We start from the raw sequence: 17,140 nt of genomic DNA, 5'->3' as shown, positions 1-17,140 counted from the left end.
ATGCGTAGATCTTTCAGCCGTTTAGTGTGTCAGTGATAAGGGGGAGTTGTTAAAGATGAGTAATTCAGGCAAACCCTTGATTTTGATCGTGGATGATGTGCCCGATAATCTCGCCGTGCTGCATCATTTACTGCGTGAGAAATACCGTATTCGTATTGCGAAAGACGGATTTCGTGCACTGGAACTTGCTGAGATGATGCCTTGTCCGGATTTGATTGTGCTGGATGTTATGATGCCGGACCTGGATGGTTTTGAGGTCTGCCGGCGGTTGAAACAGAATCCGAAAACCGCTGCGATACCAGTGATTTTCCATAGTGCCAGCCATCGTGCGGAAGATGAAGAGCTGGGTCTGCAGTTAGGTGCGGTTGATTATCTGGCAAAGCCAATGGCTCCAGCGCTGATTCTGACCAGAATTGCATCCCAGATTGCTCTGCAAGAAGCGAATGCCCGATTGCAAAATTCCAATGCTTTACTCGCAAATAGCGTCAAAGAAAAGACAATTGAGCTGGCGCGTATGCAAGATGCTTTGATTATGACGATGGGCTTAATGGCGGAGGCACGTGATTCAGATGCGGCCCGTCACATTAAGGTGACGCAGCAGATTGCCTTATTGCTTGCAAAACGCATGCAGGAAAAAGGAGTGCACCGTCAGCTTTTGTCGGATGAATATCTGGCTGCACTATTTAAGACAATTCCTTTGCATGACGTTGGCAAGCTGGGCTTACCGGATCAGGTCTTATTCAAGCAGGGAAAGCTTGATCAGAACGAATACGCATTAATGCGTCAGCATCCGCAACTCGGACTTGAAATTATTCTGTCGGTCGAAGAGTTTCTCGGGAAGCCGCATTTATTTTTGCGAATCGCAAAAGAACTGGCTTACTCGCATCAGGAGCGCTGGGACGGAAAAGGCTATCCTCAGGGGTTGATTGCAGAGGAAATTCCCGTATCTGCGCGTCTGATGGCGATTGCGGATGCTTATGATGGTTTAACACGTTCCAGGCATTATGAAACTTTGCGCTCGCATCAGGAGGCGATGCTGTTGCTGGCTGAAGGAGCGGGGACGCAGTTCGATCCTGCGATGGTGGCGGTTGCACTGGAGATTTCTGACGCAATTGAAATGGCGGTTAGTTGTATCCGTAGCCAGACTGCAAAAAGTATGCTGAGCTCTCATCAGGCCGCCTGATACCGAAAGGCATAAAGTAAAAAAGCGCATCGATGATGCGCTTTTTTTTCGGCAGACTGTGTTTCAGTCAAACACTGGTGTTTCCACGCCCAGAATCTTGTGCAGTTTCGGGGAAGTGGTGGTGTACTGCATGTGGATTTTCTTTTCAGGGAAAATGTACGGTGCAGCACCGAACGCAGCCAGTGCCGCTTCGTGGAAGCCTGACAGGATCAGTTTTTTCTTACCAGGGTAAGTATTGATGTCGCCAACCGCGAAAATGCCCGGAACATTGGTTTCGAACTTTTCGGTGTTCATGACTTTCAGCTGCTTACGCTCGATTTCCAGGCCCCATTCAGCGATTGGGCCGAGTTTCGGCGACAGGCCGAAGAATACCAGCAGATTGTCCAGTTCCAGGCGACGGGTTACACCGTCAGCGCCAGTCACTTTAATTTCGGACATTACGCCGTCTTTGTTTTCTACGCCGGTTACCTGACCGATCAGCAATTGCATTTCGTAGTTGTCGCACAGTTCTTTCATTTTTGCGACGGATGCAGGTGCAGCGCGGAAATCTTCGCGACGGTGTACCAGAATAACGGATTCTGCTTTGCCAACCAGATTCAGTGCCCAGTCCAGCGCGGAGTCACCGCCACCGCAGATGACCAGATTTTTGCCGTGGAACTGGCTAGGATCTTTGACGCGGTAGAAAACCTGTTTACCTTCGAATTCTTCGATACCGTCCACTTTCAGTGTGCGTGGCTGGAAGGAGCCAACGCCTGCAGCGATGAAAATGGTTTTCGTGATGAAGCGTGTGCCGGTGGATGTTTCGACATTGAAACGGCCATCTTCACGACGTTCAACCACAGTCACTTCCTGACCCAGATGGAAAGTCGGTTCAAACGGTTCGATCTGCTTCAGCAGATTGTCAGTCAGTTCCTGACCGGTACAGACCGGTACGGCAGGGATGTCGTAGATTGGTTTGTCAGGATACAGCTCCACGCACTGACCACCAACAACTGGCAGAGAGTCGATAACGTGTGCTTTGATTTCGAGCAGACCGAGCTCGAATACCTGGAACAGGCCGACCGGGCCGGCGCCGATAATAACGGCATCCGCGTCGATGACGCCATCAGCCAGAGTGGTTTGTTGATTTTCCATAGCAGGAAGTGCTTTCAGATACAGTCAGACTAAAACAATGCCAGCGCCGGGCTGGCAAGGGATTAACGTTCGAGGTACTGCAGTTTGTCCTTAACGTCTTTCCAGTCATCCGCATCCGCCAGAGGTGCAACGGTTTTGGTGATGGAAGGCCAGGAACGTGCCAGATCGGCATTCAGCTTAATGAATTTTTGCTGATCTGCTGGTACATCTTCTTCAGCGTAAATTGCGTTTGCCGGGCATTCTGCGACGCACACTGCGCAGTCGATACACTCATCTGGATCGATGGCCAGGAAATTCGGGCCGGCGCGGAAGCAGTCAACAGGGCAGACATCCACGCAATCGGTGTAGCGGCAGCGGATGCAGGATTCGGTCACAACGTGGGTCATAACAGTCCAATCAAAAAAATACGTAAATTGTTAGCCCTGCGAGTAAGCAAAAGACTCTGTGGGTTGCAAAGCCTTGTATTTTAAGGCAATTCAGCGCTTCTCACAAACTGAGCTTATATAGTTTGCGCATAAGCAAATGCGGGGTGTGCTCAGCATCCGGACCGCGCTCACACCGGTATAAAACAGATTTTCACGGATGAACAGGGTAAATAGCCGAAAATTTGTGCATGATCAGTGCTGTAATGTCACAATGACTATTTTTGTCCATGTCGTTGCTCAGCGCAGGCCGGAAGGACGAACGCTGTTTCAGCGATGATTTGCCAGTTAATTTCAGGAAATGATCTATGTCGAAACCCGCCATTCTGGTTGCACGTGCCATTTTCCCGGAGGTTTTGCGCCGTCTGGAAAGTGTATTTGAAGTCGAATCAAATCAGGATGATCACCTCTTCACGCCGCAAGAGCTGATTCAGCGATTGCAGGGGAAAGCAGGGGCGCTCGTCACCGGCTCGTCACGAATTGATGGCGCAGTGCTGCAAGCCTGTCCTGACCTTCGCATGGTCGCCAATATGGCAGTGGGTTACGATAATCTGGATATTCCTGCGATGCAGGCAGCCGGTGTTCTGGCCAGTAACACGCCGGATGTGCTGACCGAGACGACGGCAGATTTTGGCTGGGCGCTGATGATGGCGACTGCGCGTCGTGTCACTGAGGCAGAGCATTTTCTGCGTGCCGGAAAATGGAATAAATGGCATTACGACCTGATGTCCGGCGCTGATATCCACGGCAGCACGCTCGGTATTCTGGGCATGGGAAGGATAGGGCAGGCGATTGCGCGCCGTGCACAGGGTTTCGGGATGCAGGTGATGTATCACAATCGCAGTCGCCTCAGCGCAGAGCAGGAAGCGCAGGCGAATCAGGCGCAGTATGTGAGCAAAGAAACGCTGTTCAGGCAGGCTGATCACATTATTCTGGTGCTGCCGTATTCAGCCGCGTCGCACCATGCTGTCGGTGAAGCAGAGCTGGCGATGATGAAGCCGACGGCCACGCTGACCAATATTGCACGCGGCGGTGTGGTGGATGATCATGCGCTGATTGTCGCTTTGCGTGAGCGCAGGATTGCAGCTGCCGGACTGGATGTGTTTGAAAACGAACCTGCGTTTGCGCAGGATTTTCTGACGCTGGAAAACGTGGTGCTGACACCGCATATTGCCAGCGCATCAGTCAAAACACGCAGAGCAATGGCAGATTGTGCTGCGGATAATCTGATTGCCGGACTGCTAAACGGGCAGGCAAAAAATCCCTTGTGGTAAATTGCGGAAATAAAAAACGGGAGGAAAACCTCCCGTTTTTTTGCTGCTTGTATTGCTCAGATCATCAGCCTTTGAGCGAATTGATCAGATCGATATAGCTTTGCATTGCTGTTTCCTGTGCAGTGCCTTTCAGCTCTGCCCATGCGTCAAACTTGGCGCGCGCAACAAAATCCATCATGCCAGGGCGATCACCGGTGACATCGCCGCTCGCGCCTTGTTTGTAAAGTGCGTAAATTTTCAGCAGTGTCATATTGTCCGGACGCTCTGGCAGCGCTTTGGAATCGATAACTGCCTGTTCAAATTGTTGCTGTAAGCTCATGAAAATTCCCTCTGCGGATAAACAGGCAATTACCTTAACACGATGTCAGCATTTCAAAACAGCCAGCGCCGTAGAGGTTTTCTTCAACAGGCGCTGTGTACTTACTCTGCGCCGCAGCAGACTTTGAATTTCTTGCCGCTGCCGCAGGTGCACGGATCATTGCGACCGGTTTTCGGCGCTTCGCGTTTCACGGTTTCCACGCCATTTTTGCGCAGCGGTGCCCAGAACTGACGCACGGTACGAATGCCTTTTTCAATCGACAGCGCCAGCGTATGGCATTTCTCCGGTGTGTCAACGAATTCAACTTCCTCTTCCTCGATTTCTTCTGCGCCCAGCAAATAAATCTGATGCAGCACCGGACCTGCCAGTGCATCTTCCCATGCCGGTTGCCATTGGTCTTCGCGCAGGCGCATGCCTTCGCAGAAGCCCCAGGCCCAGGTTTCGCCGTCAACCAGTTCTTTGCCGTTATGCTCCTGTACGCAGTACAGCGGCTCAAACTCTTGTGGTGCGACTTCAAAGGTAATCTGCACTTCGTTCATGAAACGCGCGATCAGATTCGTGATGCGTTTCATTTCATTGTCAGTCTTGAATTTCGGCTGTTCATTGTCCGGTAAGCCCCAGACCACTGGCAGCCATTCCTGTACAGGAATCATTTCCGGGCCGATTGCGATCGCCGTCAGAAAACCGTGCAAAGCGTCCATTGTCATACCGTCATCACCAACACGGTCAGACATCAGAAACTTGTCCAGTTCGTTAAATTCCTTATCGCTCAATGGTTCATCAAGATGCATAGCAATTACTTCGTATTCGTTGAAATATCCGAAGTGTAGCCGCTCAGGCGGGCATCTGCACGATTTTTCAGGTATCACGCCCAGAAAATCGCTGAGTCAGAATCGATTCACCTTACAATGCCGCCTATGGATAAAAATCAGGATTTTTCGCACTTTTCGGGGCTGACGCCGGATCTGGTGCTGGACGCAGTGGAACAGGCCGGCTGGATGGTTGACGGCCGTTTGCTGGCTTTAAACAGTTATGAGAACCGTGTGTATCAGGTTGGCGTCGAAGACGGCCCGCCGCTGATCGCTAAATTTTACCGACCTGAACGCTGGACCGATGCCGCAATTATTGAGGAGCATCAGTTCTCCGCAGCGCTGGCGCAGGCGGAAATTCCGGTGGTGACCGCATTGCCGGATGCGCAGGGAAATACGCTGCGTCACTGGCAGGCATTCCGGTTCGCGCTGTTTCCGCGTCAGCGCGGGCATGCGCCGGAATTACATGATCCGGCTACTCTGGAATGGCTGGGGCGCTTTATCGGACGGATTCATGCACAGGGCGCAACAACAGCCTTTGCGCATCGTCCTGCGCTGAATATACAAAGTTTCGGATTTGAGCCACGCGCATGGTTGCTGCAGACACCGGATCTGATACCGGATGAATTGAAAGCTGCCTGGGCTGATACGAGCCAGCGTGCACTGGATCAGGTGCAGCGTCAGTTTGATCTGGCGGGTGATGTGCCGCAAATTCGTCTGCACGGAGACTGTCATCCGGGCAATGTGTTGTGGGTGGATGATGGCGATGAGGCAGGCCCGCATTTTGTGGATTTTGATGATGCGCGCAGCGGGCCGCCGGTGCAGGATTTGTGGATGCTCTTATCCGGTGAACGTGCTGATATGCAGGCGCAACTCGGCGATTTACTGGCGGGTTACGAAGACTTCTATGAATTCAATCCGCGTCAGCTGCATCTGATTGAAGCTTTACGCACTTTGCGGCTGATCCATTATTCCGCATGGCTGGCGCAGCGCCGTTTTGATCCGGCATTTGTTGCCGCATTTTCGTGGTTTGGAACGCCGCGTTACTGGCAGGAAAAAATTACAGAATTACAGGAACAGATTGCTGCAATGCAGGCACCGACCTTATGGCCGGTGTAAGGCGTTTTGCTTGCAGGAGCATCCTTAAACGTTTTTTATTTGTTAGAAAGAAGTGAAATCATGACTCAGGACGAACTGAAACTGGAAGTGGCAAAAGCAGCGATTGCTTATGTGGTTGAGAACGACATCGTTGGTGTCGGCACTGGCTCGACAGCCAATTTTTTCATTGATGAACTGGCGAAAATCAAAGATAAAGTCAAAGCCACGGTTGCATCGTCTGAAGCAACCGCCGCGCGTCTGCGCGCACATGGCTTTGAAGTGCTGGATCTGAATGATGTGACCAGCATGCCAGTGTATATCGATGGCGCGGATGAAATCACCGCCAGCGGCGCGATGATCAAAGGTGGCGGCGCAGCACTGACCCGCGAAAAAATCGTGGCGTCCGTTGCGCAAAAATTCATTTGTATTGCTGATGGCTCCAAACTGGTGCCGACGCTCGGCAAATTTCCGTTACCAGTAGAAGTGATTCCGATGTCGCATGCGGTCGTGGCCCGTAAACTGAACGCATTGGGTGGTCAGGCAAAATTACGCCTGAAAGATGAGAAACCACTGGTAACTGACAACGGCAACTATATACTGGACGTGCACGGGATGCAGATTAGTGATCCGGTTGCAATGGAGGCAAGCATTAATAATATCGTTGGTGTTGTGACTGTAGGCTTATTTGCGGCACAAGGCGCGGACGTATGTTTATTGGGAACAACTAATGGGGTAAAAACCTTACAGTTCTGAAGGAAAAAGCGAATTGTGCTGTCGCTGCCTGAGTCATTATGATTTTCGCTCATTCTAATTAATTACAGAGAGGAGTCACTATGTTGAAGGAAATCGGTCTGAAAAAGGTGGTCATGGCGGCAGCACTGGTTGCCGCAACATTCGGAACCGCACCATCCGTGTTTGCGGATGCCGTTCTGAATGTACCGATGACCAAAGAATCTCAGGCTAAGGTCACACCGGAGGAAGCAATTCAGCGCTTGAAAGATGGGAATGCCCGTTTCCTGTCTGGCAATATGGTAAAGCGTGATCTGATCGCCCAGACCAAAGCTGCCGGTTCACAAGGTCAGTTCCCGTTTGTCAGTATCGTTTCCTGCATTGATTCCCGTTCTGACCCTGCACTGGTGTTCGATCAGGGTATCGGTGATATGTTTACCGCCCGTGTTGCCGGAAATATCGTCAATGAAGATATTCTGGGCAGCCTGGAGTATGCATCCAAAGTTGCCGGTTCCAAAGCGATTGTGGTGGTGGGGCATACCCACTGCGGCGCAGTCAAAGGTGCCTGTGATGGCGTGAAAATGGGTAATCTGACCGCACTGATCGAAAAAATCTCGCCAGCAGTCAAAGCAACGCCGAATGTGCATGGCAGCGACCGCTCCTCCAAAAATCATCACTTTGTGGATGCTGCAGCCGAAACCAATGTGCGCATGACTGTGAAAACGATTCTGGATAAAAGCCCGGTGCTGAAAGAAATGGTCGATAAAGGCCAGATCAAAGTGATCGGTGCAATGCATGACGTGGAAACCGGGAAAGTTGATTTCCTGAACTGATTCCGTATCAGCTAATCTCCCGAAAAAGCCCGTTTTTCTGCGTCAGGAAAACGGGCTTTTGTGCAGTTATCGTCATATGGTGTTTCCGGAGGCCCGGACTTTCTGCCGACGACCGCCGCATCGCTGTGCTGAAAGCCGCATTTGAGGGTATTTGGGGCATTTTTCAGCCTGCAGGCAGCTTACCTGTGCGGCGTCTGCCGGGTGCAAAAGCAAATGCACGGGAACAGATCTGTTTTTGCGATCCGTTGCGGCAAACGCAACAGAAATAAAAAAGCCTCCGTTTGCAGGAGGCTTTTTATTCGCGCTGAACGAGATCAGGCAGTCGGTGGTACGTAACCGGCAGCAGCATCTGCGCCATCGCCGAAGAAATGCTTTTCCATTTGTGCCATCAGGTATTTACGGGCACGGATATCAGCCAGATTCAGGCGGTTTTCATTCACCAGCATAGTCTGGTGTTTGATCCAGCCAGCCCAGGCTTCTTTGGAAACGGATTGATAAATTCTCGCGCCCAGTTCGCCCGGAACCGGTGCGAAATCCAGACCTTCTGCTTCTTTATCCAGTTTAATGCAGTGGACCATGCGGGCCATAGTAACTCCTGTTGAATTTGCGATGCCGCGATTATACGTAAAGCTGCTTACAGCTGCTTGATCAGTACCAGAGATTTGCGTTGCCAGTTGTACATTTTCTGACGGTCACGCGGTAAATCGTCGACAGTCGCCTTCACGAATCCGCGCTTCAGGAACCAGTGTTCGGTGCGCGTCGTCAGTACAAACAGCGAATGGAAACCAGCGCGGCGGGCGCGTCTTTCCATGTGTTTGAGTATCCGTTCGCCATCGCCCTGACCCTGCACGTCCGGATTTACCGTCAGGCAGGCCATTTCTGCCATTTTGTCGTAATGGAAAGGATAGAGGGCTGCGCAACCAAAGATCACGCCGTCATGCTCAATCACAGAGAACTGGTTGATTTCGCGTTCTATCAGTTCGCGGCCGCGTTTCACCAGCGTACCGTCCGCTTCCAGTGGTTCGATCAGTTTAATGATCGCACCGACATCTTCAATCGTCGCTTCACGCAGTGTTTCCAGATTTTCCGATGTGACCATCGTGCCCACACCATCGTGCGTGAACAATTCCAGCAACGCAGAGCCATCCATCGCGTAAGGCACGATATGCACACGCGGTACGCCGGCTTTGCAGGCTTTGGCAGCGTGTTCCAGATAAAACGCAGAATCCGGCGGCAGATAACCGGCGCTTAGCTCGTCGTCAGCATGCTGATATGATAATTCGTGAATTTCTTCATTGTCCTGATCCACCATCATCGGTGTTTCGGTGATGAAGATCAGTTTGTCTGCTTTCAGCGCAGTTGCTGCCGAAACCGCCACGTCTTCCATCGTCAGGTTAAATGCTTCACCTGTCGGCGAAAAGCCCAGCGGGCCAAGCAGTACCAGACTGCCTGCTTCCAGAATTTTATGAATGGTTTCCGCTGCCACTTTACGGGTAACACCGGTCAGACCGAAATCTACGCCGTTCACAATGCCGATTGGTCGTGCGGTCACAAAATTGCCGGAAATAATACGGATCGCAGAGTGTGCCATCGGGGTATTAGGCAAGCCCTGGCTGAATGCTGCTTCGATATCCAGGCGCAGTTCACCGGCAGCTTCTTTTGAACATTCCATCGCTGCGATATCGGTAATACGAACGCCATGATGGAAGTGGGCATCGACATTTCGCAAGGCCAGCTGTTCAGCCACCTGTGGGCGCGATCCGTGTACGATCACAATTTTGATGCCGAGAGCATGCAATAAAGACAAATCCTGCGCCAGAACAGGCAGTGCGCCGGCAACGACCAGCTCGCCCGGAAAGGCCACGACGAAAGTCTTGCCACGGAAGGCATGAATATACGGTGCGACCGAGCGCAGCCACTGAACGAATTGAACGGGATTTTCCATGCGCGAATTATAATCTGATCACGCAGGAATCTTGCATAGTCTGTGCCTTCCGGAAACTTATTTTTGCGCCAGTAAAGCCAGAGACTGGCGCTTTTTATAATACAAATCCTGCGATTTCCGCGTCAGCGCATTTTTCTCCGCCATTTGCAGGTTTTCATCGGTTTTCTGCAGATTGCCAAGCTGGAAATAGGTACGTGCCAGCCAGAAGTAAGATTCTTCGTTATACGGATCTTTGCGCAACTCTTTCTCGATCAGTTTGCGCGCATCGGCAAAGCGGCCTTCCTGATACGCTTGTTTGCCCTGATTCAGGAAATAAAAAGGTGGTTCCGGCTGCAGTTTTGCCAGTTGTGTCGCCACAGCAGCGGCTTCTGCTGGGCGTTGACGGGTTACCAGTAACTCTTGCAGATTACTGAGTGCGACAACATTTTCCGGTTGCGTTACGACAATGTAGCGAAATAACTGTTCGGCCTCCGCAAACATCGCTTGTTTGCGATACACGACGCCGAGAGTGTTAATCGCAATCGAAAAGTCAGGGTCTGTTGTGATGGCTGCTTTTGCGTACCAGTAGGCTTCGCCAGCTTTGCCGCGTGCCAGCAGTTCAGCAGCGCGGTTATTGAAATACATCGCCACAATACGTTTTTCGGAGATGATGTCGGCTTGCTGACGCATTGCAACACCCGGTGGCAGGAAATCGATAATCAGCGAAGCATGGTCGCCCAGATCCAGATCAAAGGCACTGGTACGCTGCCCCAGCAGCACGTTTACATGGCCGGATGCCAGCAATATATGATCGGTACGGGTCCAGCTGTCATCCATGCGTACATTCTGAAAGCGCACATCCAGCCCCAGCTCACGCGCCATTGCGGCGGTCATCAGTACCAGCGACAGGCAATTACCGCTTTTACGATCAAATGCTTCGCTCGCATTCAGCGTTTCTTCGGCATCGTATTCCAGCATCAGACCACTGTTTTTTTTCAGCGCCTGATACAACCTGACACGCATATCGCCGTTTCCGGCACGCACATGCTGCTTCAGGAATTCCCGCATCGGTTCGCTGACTTTCAGAACATCTTCGGCACGCGGTTCGCTGCGGCTCAGCGCAAAAGCAGCGTCATGAAACAAAGCGGGTTGCGCTACTTTCGTCTGGGTGGCGCAGCCGGTCAGTATTGAAAACAGCATAAAAAACAGCAAACGTGTGAACATAGCCAGCTCCTCATCGCACAATGTTTGGCGGACCTAAACACCGAAAAGAAGTTTACAACCTCGGGTTGACTGATTTTCCGATGATTCTTTCATTTGCGTTTTAGCAGCTGACGGTAGTTCCTGCCAGATATATATAACTTTACGAGGCGACTACTTTTATGGCATTTGTTAGTTGGTGCTGATAACTGGTTAGTCTTTACGCACCAGCATCGCCACCAGTTTTTGCGTCAGCGGCGCAACCACCATCACCGACGGAAATGCCACTATCCACGCCGGCAGCCATGCGCTCAGCCATAAATGCAACGTCTGATCATGCAGGCCGGTAGTGCGGATCGTGGTGATGCCGGAAACCAGTAAAGACATCAGGCCGGAGAGAATCAGGCTGAACACCAGCTGCGCATATTTTTTCGGAATCATCGTAAAACTCTTATTCGCTAAAAAGAAAGAACTGCAAAGTCTAAAAGTTCCAGCGCACTTTAAGTCAAGTCAGTACAGAAAATTTTTGCATAACAGCATCGCAACAAAGCTGCGCAATCGGCGCAGCCCGGTTTTGTCGCTGCTGGCTAAATCTGGGATAATCCCGCCCCTATGACACAGAAAAAAACATCTACTTCCGGCAGCGCCGCCAAACTGGACGGACTGGCCGGATTGCGCGATTTACGCGCGCAGCTGATCGAACAAAAAGAACAACAGCAAAAGCAGCAAATAAACACGCCGTCACTGAACAGTGGTGATGCGCAGGCACGTAGGCCGCAGGCGGCAACGCAAACCCGCAATGGCACGCAGGATACACAGCGTAATCAGGGCAGCCGTCAGGGTGTGCCGCGAAAACCCGCAGAAATGCAGAAATCGCCGGCAGCACCAGCTAGAGCACAACAAAACAGCAAAGTTGCCAGCCGGAAGCCGAATCAATCCGGCGCTAAAAACACTGCAGGGCAGGTGCATCCGTTTCTGGCGAAACGCAATCCTTTACCGGAAATCACTTTCCCTGAAGAATTGCCGGTATCCGGCAAGCGCGAGGATATTGCAAATGCACTGATTGCAAATCAGGTGGTGATTGTTTGCGGTGAAACCGGTTCCGGTAAAACCACACAGCTGCCGAAAATTTGTCTGGAAGTTGGACGTGGCAGCACCGGCATGATCGGCCACACCCAGCCGCGCCGTATCGCTGCATCGTCCACTGCAAAACGGATTGCGCAGGAACTCGGCTCGCCACTGGGGGAGCATGTCGGTTATAAAGTGCGTTTTACCGATACGCTGAACGAAGGTGCCTGCGTCAAGCTGATGACCGACGGTATTCTGCTGGCAGAAACCCAGACCGATCCTTTGCTGCGTCAGTACGACACCATCATCATCGACGAAGCGCATGAACGCAGCCTGAACATTGATTTTCTGCTCGGCTATCTGAAGCAGATTCTGCCGAAACGTCCGGATCTGAAAATTATCATCACGTCCGCCACCATTGATGCCGACCGCTTCGCGCGCCATTTCTGCGATGCGCAGCAAAAACCGGCACCGGTGATTGAAGTGTCCGGTCGTTTATATCCGGTGGAAATCCGTTACCGTCCGGTGCAGGACACAGAAAAAGATAAAGACCGCGATCTGATGACCGCAATCACCGACGCGGTGGATGAACTGTGCCGTTTGGGTTCCGGTGATGTGCTGATCTTCCTGCCGGGCGAGCGCGAAATCCGCGACGCAGCGGAAGCTTTACGCAAACACCATCCGCCGCATGTGGAAATTCTGCCGCTGTTTGCGCGTTTATCGGCGCAGGAGCAGGAACGCATTTTCAAACCATCGAATGCACGCCGTATTGTGCTGGCGACCAACGTCGCTGAGACCTCGCTGACGGTACCCGGCATACGCTTTGTGGTGGATACCGGTCTGGCGCGGGTAAAGCGTTACAGCTACCGCAATAAGGTCGAGCAATTACAAATCGAATCGATTGCGCAATCGGCGGCGAATCAGCGTGCTGGTCGTTGCGGCCGTGTTTCGTCCGGTGTCTGTATTCGTTTGTACGATGAAAAAGAGTTTCAGCAGCGCGCACGTTTTACCGATCCGGAAATTCTGCGTTCTTCGCTGGCATCTGTCATTCTGCGCATGAAATCGCTGCGCCTGACTGACGTAGAAAGCTTCCCGTTCATCGAGCCACCGCTGGGCCGCGCCATTGCTGACGGTTATCAGCTGCTGCAGGAACTGGGCGCGATGGATGAAACCAATCAGCTGACTGCGGTTGGTCGTCAGCTCGCCAAGCTGCCATTAGATCCGCGCGTTGGCCGCATGATTCTGGCAGCGCGCGATCAGCAAGCCCTGCAGGAAGTGCTGATCATCGCCGCCGCCTTGTCGGTACAGGACCCGCGTGAACGTCCGCTGGAAGCGCAGGCAGCTGCAGATCAGGCGCATAAAAAATTTGCCGATGAGAAATCGGAATTTTTATCGTATCTGAAACTGTGGAAATGGTTTGAAGACGCGATAGAACATAAAAAAACCAATCGCCAGTTGCAGGATAACTGCCGCAGCAATTTTGTGAATCAGCTGCGCCTGCGCGAATGGCGCGAAGTGCATTCGCAATTGCTGACGATTGTGAAAGAGCAGGGCTGGCGCATGAATGAGAAGCCAGCCACCTACGAGCAATTGCATCTGGCGCTGCTGACGGGTTTGCTCGGTAACATTGGTTATAAATCGGATGAAGACAGCCATTACCTCGGCGCGCGCGGCATTAAGTTTCATATCTGGCCCGGTTCGCATCTGAGTAAGAAAGCCGGTCGCTGGATTATGTGTGCGGAACTGGTGGATACCTCGCGTTTGTACGGTCGCTGCATTGCGCAGATACAGCCGGAATGGCTGGAAAAAACCGGCGCGCATTTGCTGAAAAAATCTTACGGCGATCCGCGCTGGGAAAAGAAAGCCGGTCAAGTTGTCGCACATGAACGCGCCACGCTGTACGGGCTGGTGGTGTACAGCCAGCGCCGTATCAACTTCGGCAATATCAATCCGGATGAAGCGCGTACCATCTTTATCCGCGAAGCACTGGTGAACGGCGAGTTTGAAACCCGTCTGCCATTCTTTGCACATAACCAGCAACTGGTGCGCGAGATTGAAAATCTTGAACACAAGTCACGCCGTTTAGACGTGCTGGTGGATGATGAACTGATCGTCGCGTTTTACGACAAGCTGATTCCGCCCGGCATTTGTAATGCGGTGGAGTTTGAGCAATGGCACCGCGAAGCCACGCGCACCACGCCGAAAATGCTGTATTTGGTGAAAGATGATCTGATGCGCCACGAGGCTGCAGGCATCACCACAGATTTCTTCCCGAAAACCATGCAGGTGTCCGGCGTGGCGGTGCAGCTCAGTTATCACTTTGAACCGGGCAGCCCGCGTGACGGTGTGACTATGAGCGTGCCGCTGTATCTGCTGAATCAGGTATCGGCAGAGCGTGGCGAATGGCTGGTGCCGGGCATGCTGAAAGAAAAAGTGCAGCTGTTACTGAAATCGCTGCCGCAAAAAATCCGCCGCCACTGCGTACCTTTGCCGGAATACGCCGCCGGATTCTGTGAGCGTAATGATTTCGGGAAAGGGATTTTTCTGGATGTGCTGATCGCTGATATCCGCGAAAAAACCGGCTTGCTGTGCAAAAGCACCGACTTCAAATTTGAAACCTTGCCAGCCCATCTGGCAATGAATTTCAAAGTGGTGGATGAGCACGGACGCCAGCTGGATATGGGTCGTAATCTCGCCAGCCTGCGCGCAGAACTGGGCGGACAGGCGCGTGAAAGCTTCCAGAAAATCGCCAGCGCAGAAAAACTGGCCCTGCTGGAAGGCGGTAATGATGCAGACGAAGCCGTCAGCGCGCAAAGCCGCAGCGCCGCCGTGCCGCAAGCCAGCGCCAGACCGCAAGGCAAGGGCGGTGCTGCGCCCGTGGTGTATCAGCAGGAAAAACTGACCGACTGGACCTTTGGTGAATTGCCGGAACTGCTGGAAGTGCAGCAGGGCAAACAAACCCTGATCGGTTATCCGGCGCTGGTGGATCAGCAAACCCATTGCCAGATTGAAGTATTTGATGATCCGGATGAGGCAGCGCGTATCCACCGCACCGGCTTGCGCCGTTTGTTTGCATTGCAGCTCAAAGAACAGGTCAAGTTCTTAGAAAAAAATATTCCTGGCATGCAGCAAATGGGCATGCAGTTTATGGCACTGGGTTCGCACGAAGAATTGCGCGATCAGATTATTCAGACCGCGCTGGAACGCGCCTGCCTGCAAAATGGTATGCCATCGAACGAAGGCGAATTCCGTCAGCGTCGCGAAGAAGGCAAGGCGCGTCTGAATTTGCTGGCGAATGAAATTGCGCGACTGGCAGGATTAATTCTCAGCGAGTACCATGCGCTGCCGAAAAAAATCCAGTCCGTTAAAGCACACAGTGCCGCAGCCGCAGACATGCAAACGCAGTTGCAGCAACTGGTGCATAAACGCTTTATCGCGGAAAACGATTATGTGCAGCTCGCGCATTTTCCGCGTTATCTGAAAGCGATGGCAGTGCGTATCGACAAGCTGCGCGCTGATCCGGCGCGCGATCAGAAGCAAATGGCAGAATGGAACAGCGTTGCACAAGCCTGGCTGCGCCACCCGCGCCGCCACGGTGCGGATGCCGATCCTAAGCTGATTGAATTCCGCTGGATGCTGGAAGAATTGCGCGTGTCCCTGTTTGCACAGGAACTCAAAACGCCGATGCCGGTATCGGTGAAGCGTTTGCAAAAAGTCTGGGAAAGCCTGCAACGCTGATCGTCCGCTTCGTAACCCGCGAAAAACGCAAAACAACGCAAAAACGCTCGCAGAGAATTATCTGCGGGCGTTTTGCTTTGTGGCAGCAGAAACAAGGCTGTAATAGCAGGCTGGCGGCTGCGGCTTCGCAAGCGCCACCAGATAATTTTGTGCAGAAATCCGCATTTGTGATTTCCGGCCAGCCAGACTTTCTGCCGACGACCGCCGGATCGCTATGCAGAACTCCGCAAATTAGCCGTTTTCAGGCATTTTCAGCGGCCTGCGGGCAATCTCGATGCGCCACGTTGCGCCTGCAAGGTGTAGGATGCCAGCCGTGACCATGCCGAGCGGATTGAATCTGGGAATTCAAAACCAAACCTAATCAAATAAAACAGCCAGCGCTGCAAAGCAAGGCTGGCTGTGATGCACTTCATTAAAGCGGAAGAAGTTTATTTTTCCGGCGGACGCGGAAAGAAATGCGCAAAGGCATTCAGCGTTGCCGGATGCAAAATCGTGCCGTGATCTTCTTTCGGCAAATACTCAAACACAAATTGCGTATTGCGCGGCTTATGCTTGCGGATCAGCGCCGCCAGCGCACGCGCATCGTTCACCATTTCCGGCCCTTCATTGCCCACCGCCAGATACACCTTCATCGGCGCGGCAGGCATGTTTCGCAACAACTGCGGCGCTTGCTTCAGCAGCGACTGATTGTCCCACCACAAGCTCGGACTCATCATCACATACTGATTAAACAGCGCAGGCTTCTTCAGCAGAATCTCCGTTGCCAGCAAAGCCGCCAGCGATTGCCCGACCAGCATTTTGTCCGGCCCGGTACGGAAATGCTGCTGCACATACGGTTGCACCTCAGTTTCGATATAACGGATAAACGCATCCGAACCACCGGCGTTTTTATAGGCATCCGTGTACGCATGCATCCACTTCGGCCACACGAATTTTGGCGAGGCTTTAAACGTCATATCGCGCTTACGGTCCGTATTCGCAATCCCCACCAGAATCACCGGCGGTAAACGCTGCACCCACGAAAAACTCGCATACTGCACCGCACCCGCCATATGCGTGAAATCTTCATGCTGCCCGCCATCCAGCAAATACACCACCGGATAACGCAGCTCCGGATGTTCGTGATACCCCTCCGGCAGCATTATGTTCAGCTCGCGCTGCTCATTCAGCACCTGCGATTGCAGCGTGTAAGTCTGCGCAATCACATACGGCTTACTCGCCGGTAAAGCCTGCGCCGCACTTGCTGCAGCAGCCGAACCACCCGCCGTCTGCGCCTGCACCTGCCCCAGTACCGCCAGCGACAAAGCCGCCGCCACACCCATTTGCTGCCAAAGTCTCATCGTCGTCTCCTGTTCTGTTCTCCGGCATTTTTGCGCCGGTGCGCTATTTTCTACGATTTTGAGCAGTCT

15 protein-coding genes are annotated in these 17,140 nt (G+C 52.5%); 6 read left to right on the top strand and 9 right to left on the bottom strand.

Annotated features, from left to right (window positions below; translation table 11 throughout):
• The first annotated feature begins 55 nt into the window (after positions 1-55).
• Positions 56-1,183: a response regulator gene (locus tag IE092_RS02305; RefSeq protein WP_189355376.1), complete on the top strand. Its 1,128-nt coding sequence runs from the start codon at positions 56-58 to the stop codon at positions 1,181-1,183.
• Between the two features lie 63 nt (positions 1,184-1,246).
• On the opposite strand, the gene IE092_RS02300 is transcribed toward IE092_RS02305, so the two are convergent.
• Positions 1,247-2,317 (bottom strand): NAD(P)/FAD-dependent oxidoreductase, encoded by a 1,071-nt coding sequence (locus IE092_RS02300; protein ID WP_189355375.1) that lies wholly within the window; start codon positions 2,315-2,317, stop codon positions 1,247-1,249.
• Between the two features lie 62 nt (positions 2,318-2,379).
• A complete protein-coding gene (gene fdxA, locus IE092_RS02295; RefSeq protein WP_189355374.1) occupies positions 2,380-2,703 on the bottom strand; it encodes a ferredoxin FdxA in 324 nt (107 codons plus the stop codon).
• A 344-nt stretch (positions 2,704-3,047) separates the two neighbouring features.
• On the opposite strand from fdxA, the gene IE092_RS02290 reads away from it, so the two are divergent.
• Positions 3,048-4,013 carry a 2-hydroxyacid dehydrogenase gene (locus tag IE092_RS02290; RefSeq protein WP_189355373.1) on the top strand — a complete coding sequence of 322 codons (966 nt, stop codon included), beginning with the start codon at positions 3,048-3,050 and terminating at the stop codon, positions 4,011-4,013.
• Between the two features lie 64 nt (positions 4,014-4,077).
• On the opposite strand, the gene IE092_RS02285 is transcribed toward IE092_RS02290, so the two are convergent.
• Together IE092_RS02285 and IE092_RS02280 are read right to left on the bottom strand one after the other, a co-directional pair.
• Complete coding sequence (locus IE092_RS02285) at positions 4,078-4,332, bottom strand: acyl-CoA-binding protein (RefSeq protein WP_189355372.1); 255 nt, start codon at positions 4,330-4,332, stop codon at positions 4,078-4,080.
• A gap of 101 nt (positions 4,333-4,433) precedes the next feature.
• Positions 4,434-5,123, bottom strand: coding sequence for a UPF0149 family protein (locus IE092_RS02280; RefSeq protein WP_189355371.1), 690 nt, complete (start codon positions 5,121-5,123; stop codon positions 4,434-4,436).
• 117 nt (positions 5,124-5,240) lie between these two features.
• Here IE092_RS02280 and IE092_RS02275 point away from each other — a divergent pair, with 117 nt between their 5' ends.
• The 3 genes from IE092_RS02275 to IE092_RS02265 all read left to right on the top strand — a co-directional run bounded on the left by IE092_RS02275 (position 5,241) and on the right by IE092_RS02265 (position 7,801).
• Complete coding sequence (locus tag IE092_RS02275) at positions 5,241-6,260, top strand: serine/threonine protein kinase (RefSeq protein WP_373295315.1); 1,020 nt, start codon at positions 5,241-5,243, stop codon at positions 6,258-6,260.
• A gap of 60 nt (positions 6,261-6,320) precedes the next feature.
• The gene (gene rpiA / locus IE092_RS02270; RefSeq protein ID WP_189355369.1) at positions 6,321-6,992 is read left to right on the top strand and encodes a ribose-5-phosphate isomerase RpiA; all 672 of its coding nucleotides are present in this window, start codon (positions 6,321-6,323) and stop codon (positions 6,990-6,992) included.
• A gap of 80 nt (positions 6,993-7,072) precedes the next feature.
• On the top strand, positions 7,073-7,801 hold the full coding sequence (locus IE092_RS02265) for a carbonic anhydrase family protein (protein ID WP_229792985.1): 729 nt from the start codon (positions 7,073-7,075) through the stop codon (positions 7,799-7,801).
• A 314-nt stretch (positions 7,802-8,115) separates the two neighbouring features.
• Here the strand turns inward: IE092_RS02265 and IE092_RS02260 are convergent, their stop codons facing one another.
• The 4 genes from IE092_RS02260 to IE092_RS02245 form a co-directional block, all read right to left on the bottom strand.
• The gene (locus IE092_RS02260) at positions 8,116-8,388 is read right to left on the bottom strand and encodes an oxidative damage protection protein (RefSeq protein WP_189355368.1); all 273 of its coding nucleotides are present in this window, start codon (positions 8,386-8,388) and stop codon (positions 8,116-8,118) included.
• A 47-nt stretch (positions 8,389-8,435) separates the two neighbouring features.
• Positions 8,436-9,746 (bottom strand): amino-acid N-acetyltransferase, encoded by a 1,311-nt coding sequence (gene argA / locus IE092_RS02255; RefSeq protein ID WP_189355367.1) that lies wholly within the window; start codon positions 9,744-9,746, stop codon positions 8,436-8,438.
• 57 nt (positions 9,747-9,803) lie between these two features.
• Entirely contained in the window at positions 9,804-10,949 is a 1,146-nt protein-coding gene (locus IE092_RS02250; RefSeq protein ID WP_189355366.1) for a tetratricopeptide repeat protein, read from the bottom strand.
• 189 nt (positions 10,950-11,138) lie between these two features.
• A complete protein-coding gene (locus tag IE092_RS02245; protein ID WP_189355365.1) occupies positions 11,139-11,366 on the bottom strand; it encodes a DUF2798 domain-containing protein in 228 nt (75 codons plus the stop codon).
• A 171-nt stretch (positions 11,367-11,537) separates the two neighbouring features.
• On the opposite strand from IE092_RS02245, the gene hrpA reads away from it, so the two are divergent.
• On the top strand, positions 11,538-15,731 hold the full coding sequence (gene hrpA / locus IE092_RS02240; protein WP_189355364.1) for an ATP-dependent RNA helicase HrpA: 4,194 nt from the start codon (positions 11,538-11,540) through the stop codon (positions 15,729-15,731).
• A gap of 428 nt (positions 15,732-16,159) precedes the next feature.
• Here hrpA and IE092_RS02235 read toward each other — a convergent pair whose 3' ends face one another.
• Positions 16,160-17,071 carry an alpha/beta hydrolase gene (locus IE092_RS02235; protein WP_189355363.1) on the bottom strand — a complete coding sequence of 304 codons (912 nt, stop codon included), beginning with the start codon at positions 17,069-17,071 and terminating at the stop codon, positions 16,160-16,162.
• Between the last annotated feature and the right edge of the window lie 69 nt (positions 17,072-17,140).

The sequence above is a fragment of the Cognatundibacterium squillarum genome (assembly GCF_014652435.1).
Classification (GTDB): Bacteria; Pseudomonadota; Gammaproteobacteria; order Burkholderiales; family Burkholderiaceae_D; genus Undibacterium; species Undibacterium squillarum.
Note: the sequence above shows the minus strand (reverse complement) of the source record. Positions and strands in the feature narration are given on the sequence as shown.

Coding starts and splice junctions, on each gene's coding strand:
- IE092_RS02305 (WP_189355376.1), top strand. CDS start 56: ATGAGTAATTCAGGCAAACCCTTGATTTTGATCGTGGATGATGTGCCC.
- IE092_RS02300 (WP_189355375.1), bottom strand. CDS start 2,317: ATGGAAAATCAACAAACCACTCTGGCTGATGGCGTCATCGACGCGGAT.
- fdxA (WP_189355374.1), bottom strand. CDS start 2,703: ATGACCCACGTTGTGACCGAATCCTGCATCCGCTGCCGCTACACCGAT.
- IE092_RS02290 (WP_189355373.1), top strand. CDS start 3,048: ATGTCGAAACCCGCCATTCTGGTTGCACGTGCCATTTTCCCGGAGGTT.
- IE092_RS02285 (WP_189355372.1), bottom strand. CDS start 4,332: ATGAGCTTACAGCAACAATTTGAACAGGCAGTTATCGATTCCAAAGCG.
- IE092_RS02280 (WP_189355371.1), bottom strand. CDS start 5,123: ATGCATCTTGATGAACCATTGAGCGATAAGGAATTTAACGAACTGGAC.
- IE092_RS02275 (WP_373295315.1), top strand. CDS start 5,241: ATGCCGCCTATGGATAAAAATCAGGATTTTTCGCACTTTTCGGGGCTG.
- rpiA (WP_189355369.1), top strand. CDS start 6,321: ATGACTCAGGACGAACTGAAACTGGAAGTGGCAAAAGCAGCGATTGCT.
- IE092_RS02265 (WP_229792985.1), top strand. CDS start 7,073: ATGTTGAAGGAAATCGGTCTGAAAAAGGTGGTCATGGCGGCAGCACTG.
- IE092_RS02260 (WP_189355368.1), bottom strand. CDS start 8,388: ATGGCCCGCATGGTCCACTGCATTAAACTGGATAAAGAAGCAGAAGGT.
- argA (WP_189355367.1), bottom strand. CDS start 9,746: ATGGAAAATCCCGTTCAATTCGTTCAGTGGCTGCGCTCGGTCGCACCG.
- IE092_RS02250 (WP_189355366.1), bottom strand. CDS start 10,949: ATGTTCACACGTTTGCTGTTTTTTATGCTGTTTTCAATACTGACCGGC.
- IE092_RS02245 (WP_189355365.1), bottom strand. CDS start 11,366: ATGATTCCGAAAAAATATGCGCAGCTGGTGTTCAGCCTGATTCTCTCC.
- hrpA (WP_189355364.1), top strand. CDS start 11,538: ATGACACAGAAAAAAACATCTACTTCCGGCAGCGCCGCCAAACTGGAC.
- IE092_RS02235 (WP_189355363.1), bottom strand. CDS start 17,071: ATGAGACTTTGGCAGCAAATGGGTGTGGCGGCGGCTTTGTCGCTGGCG.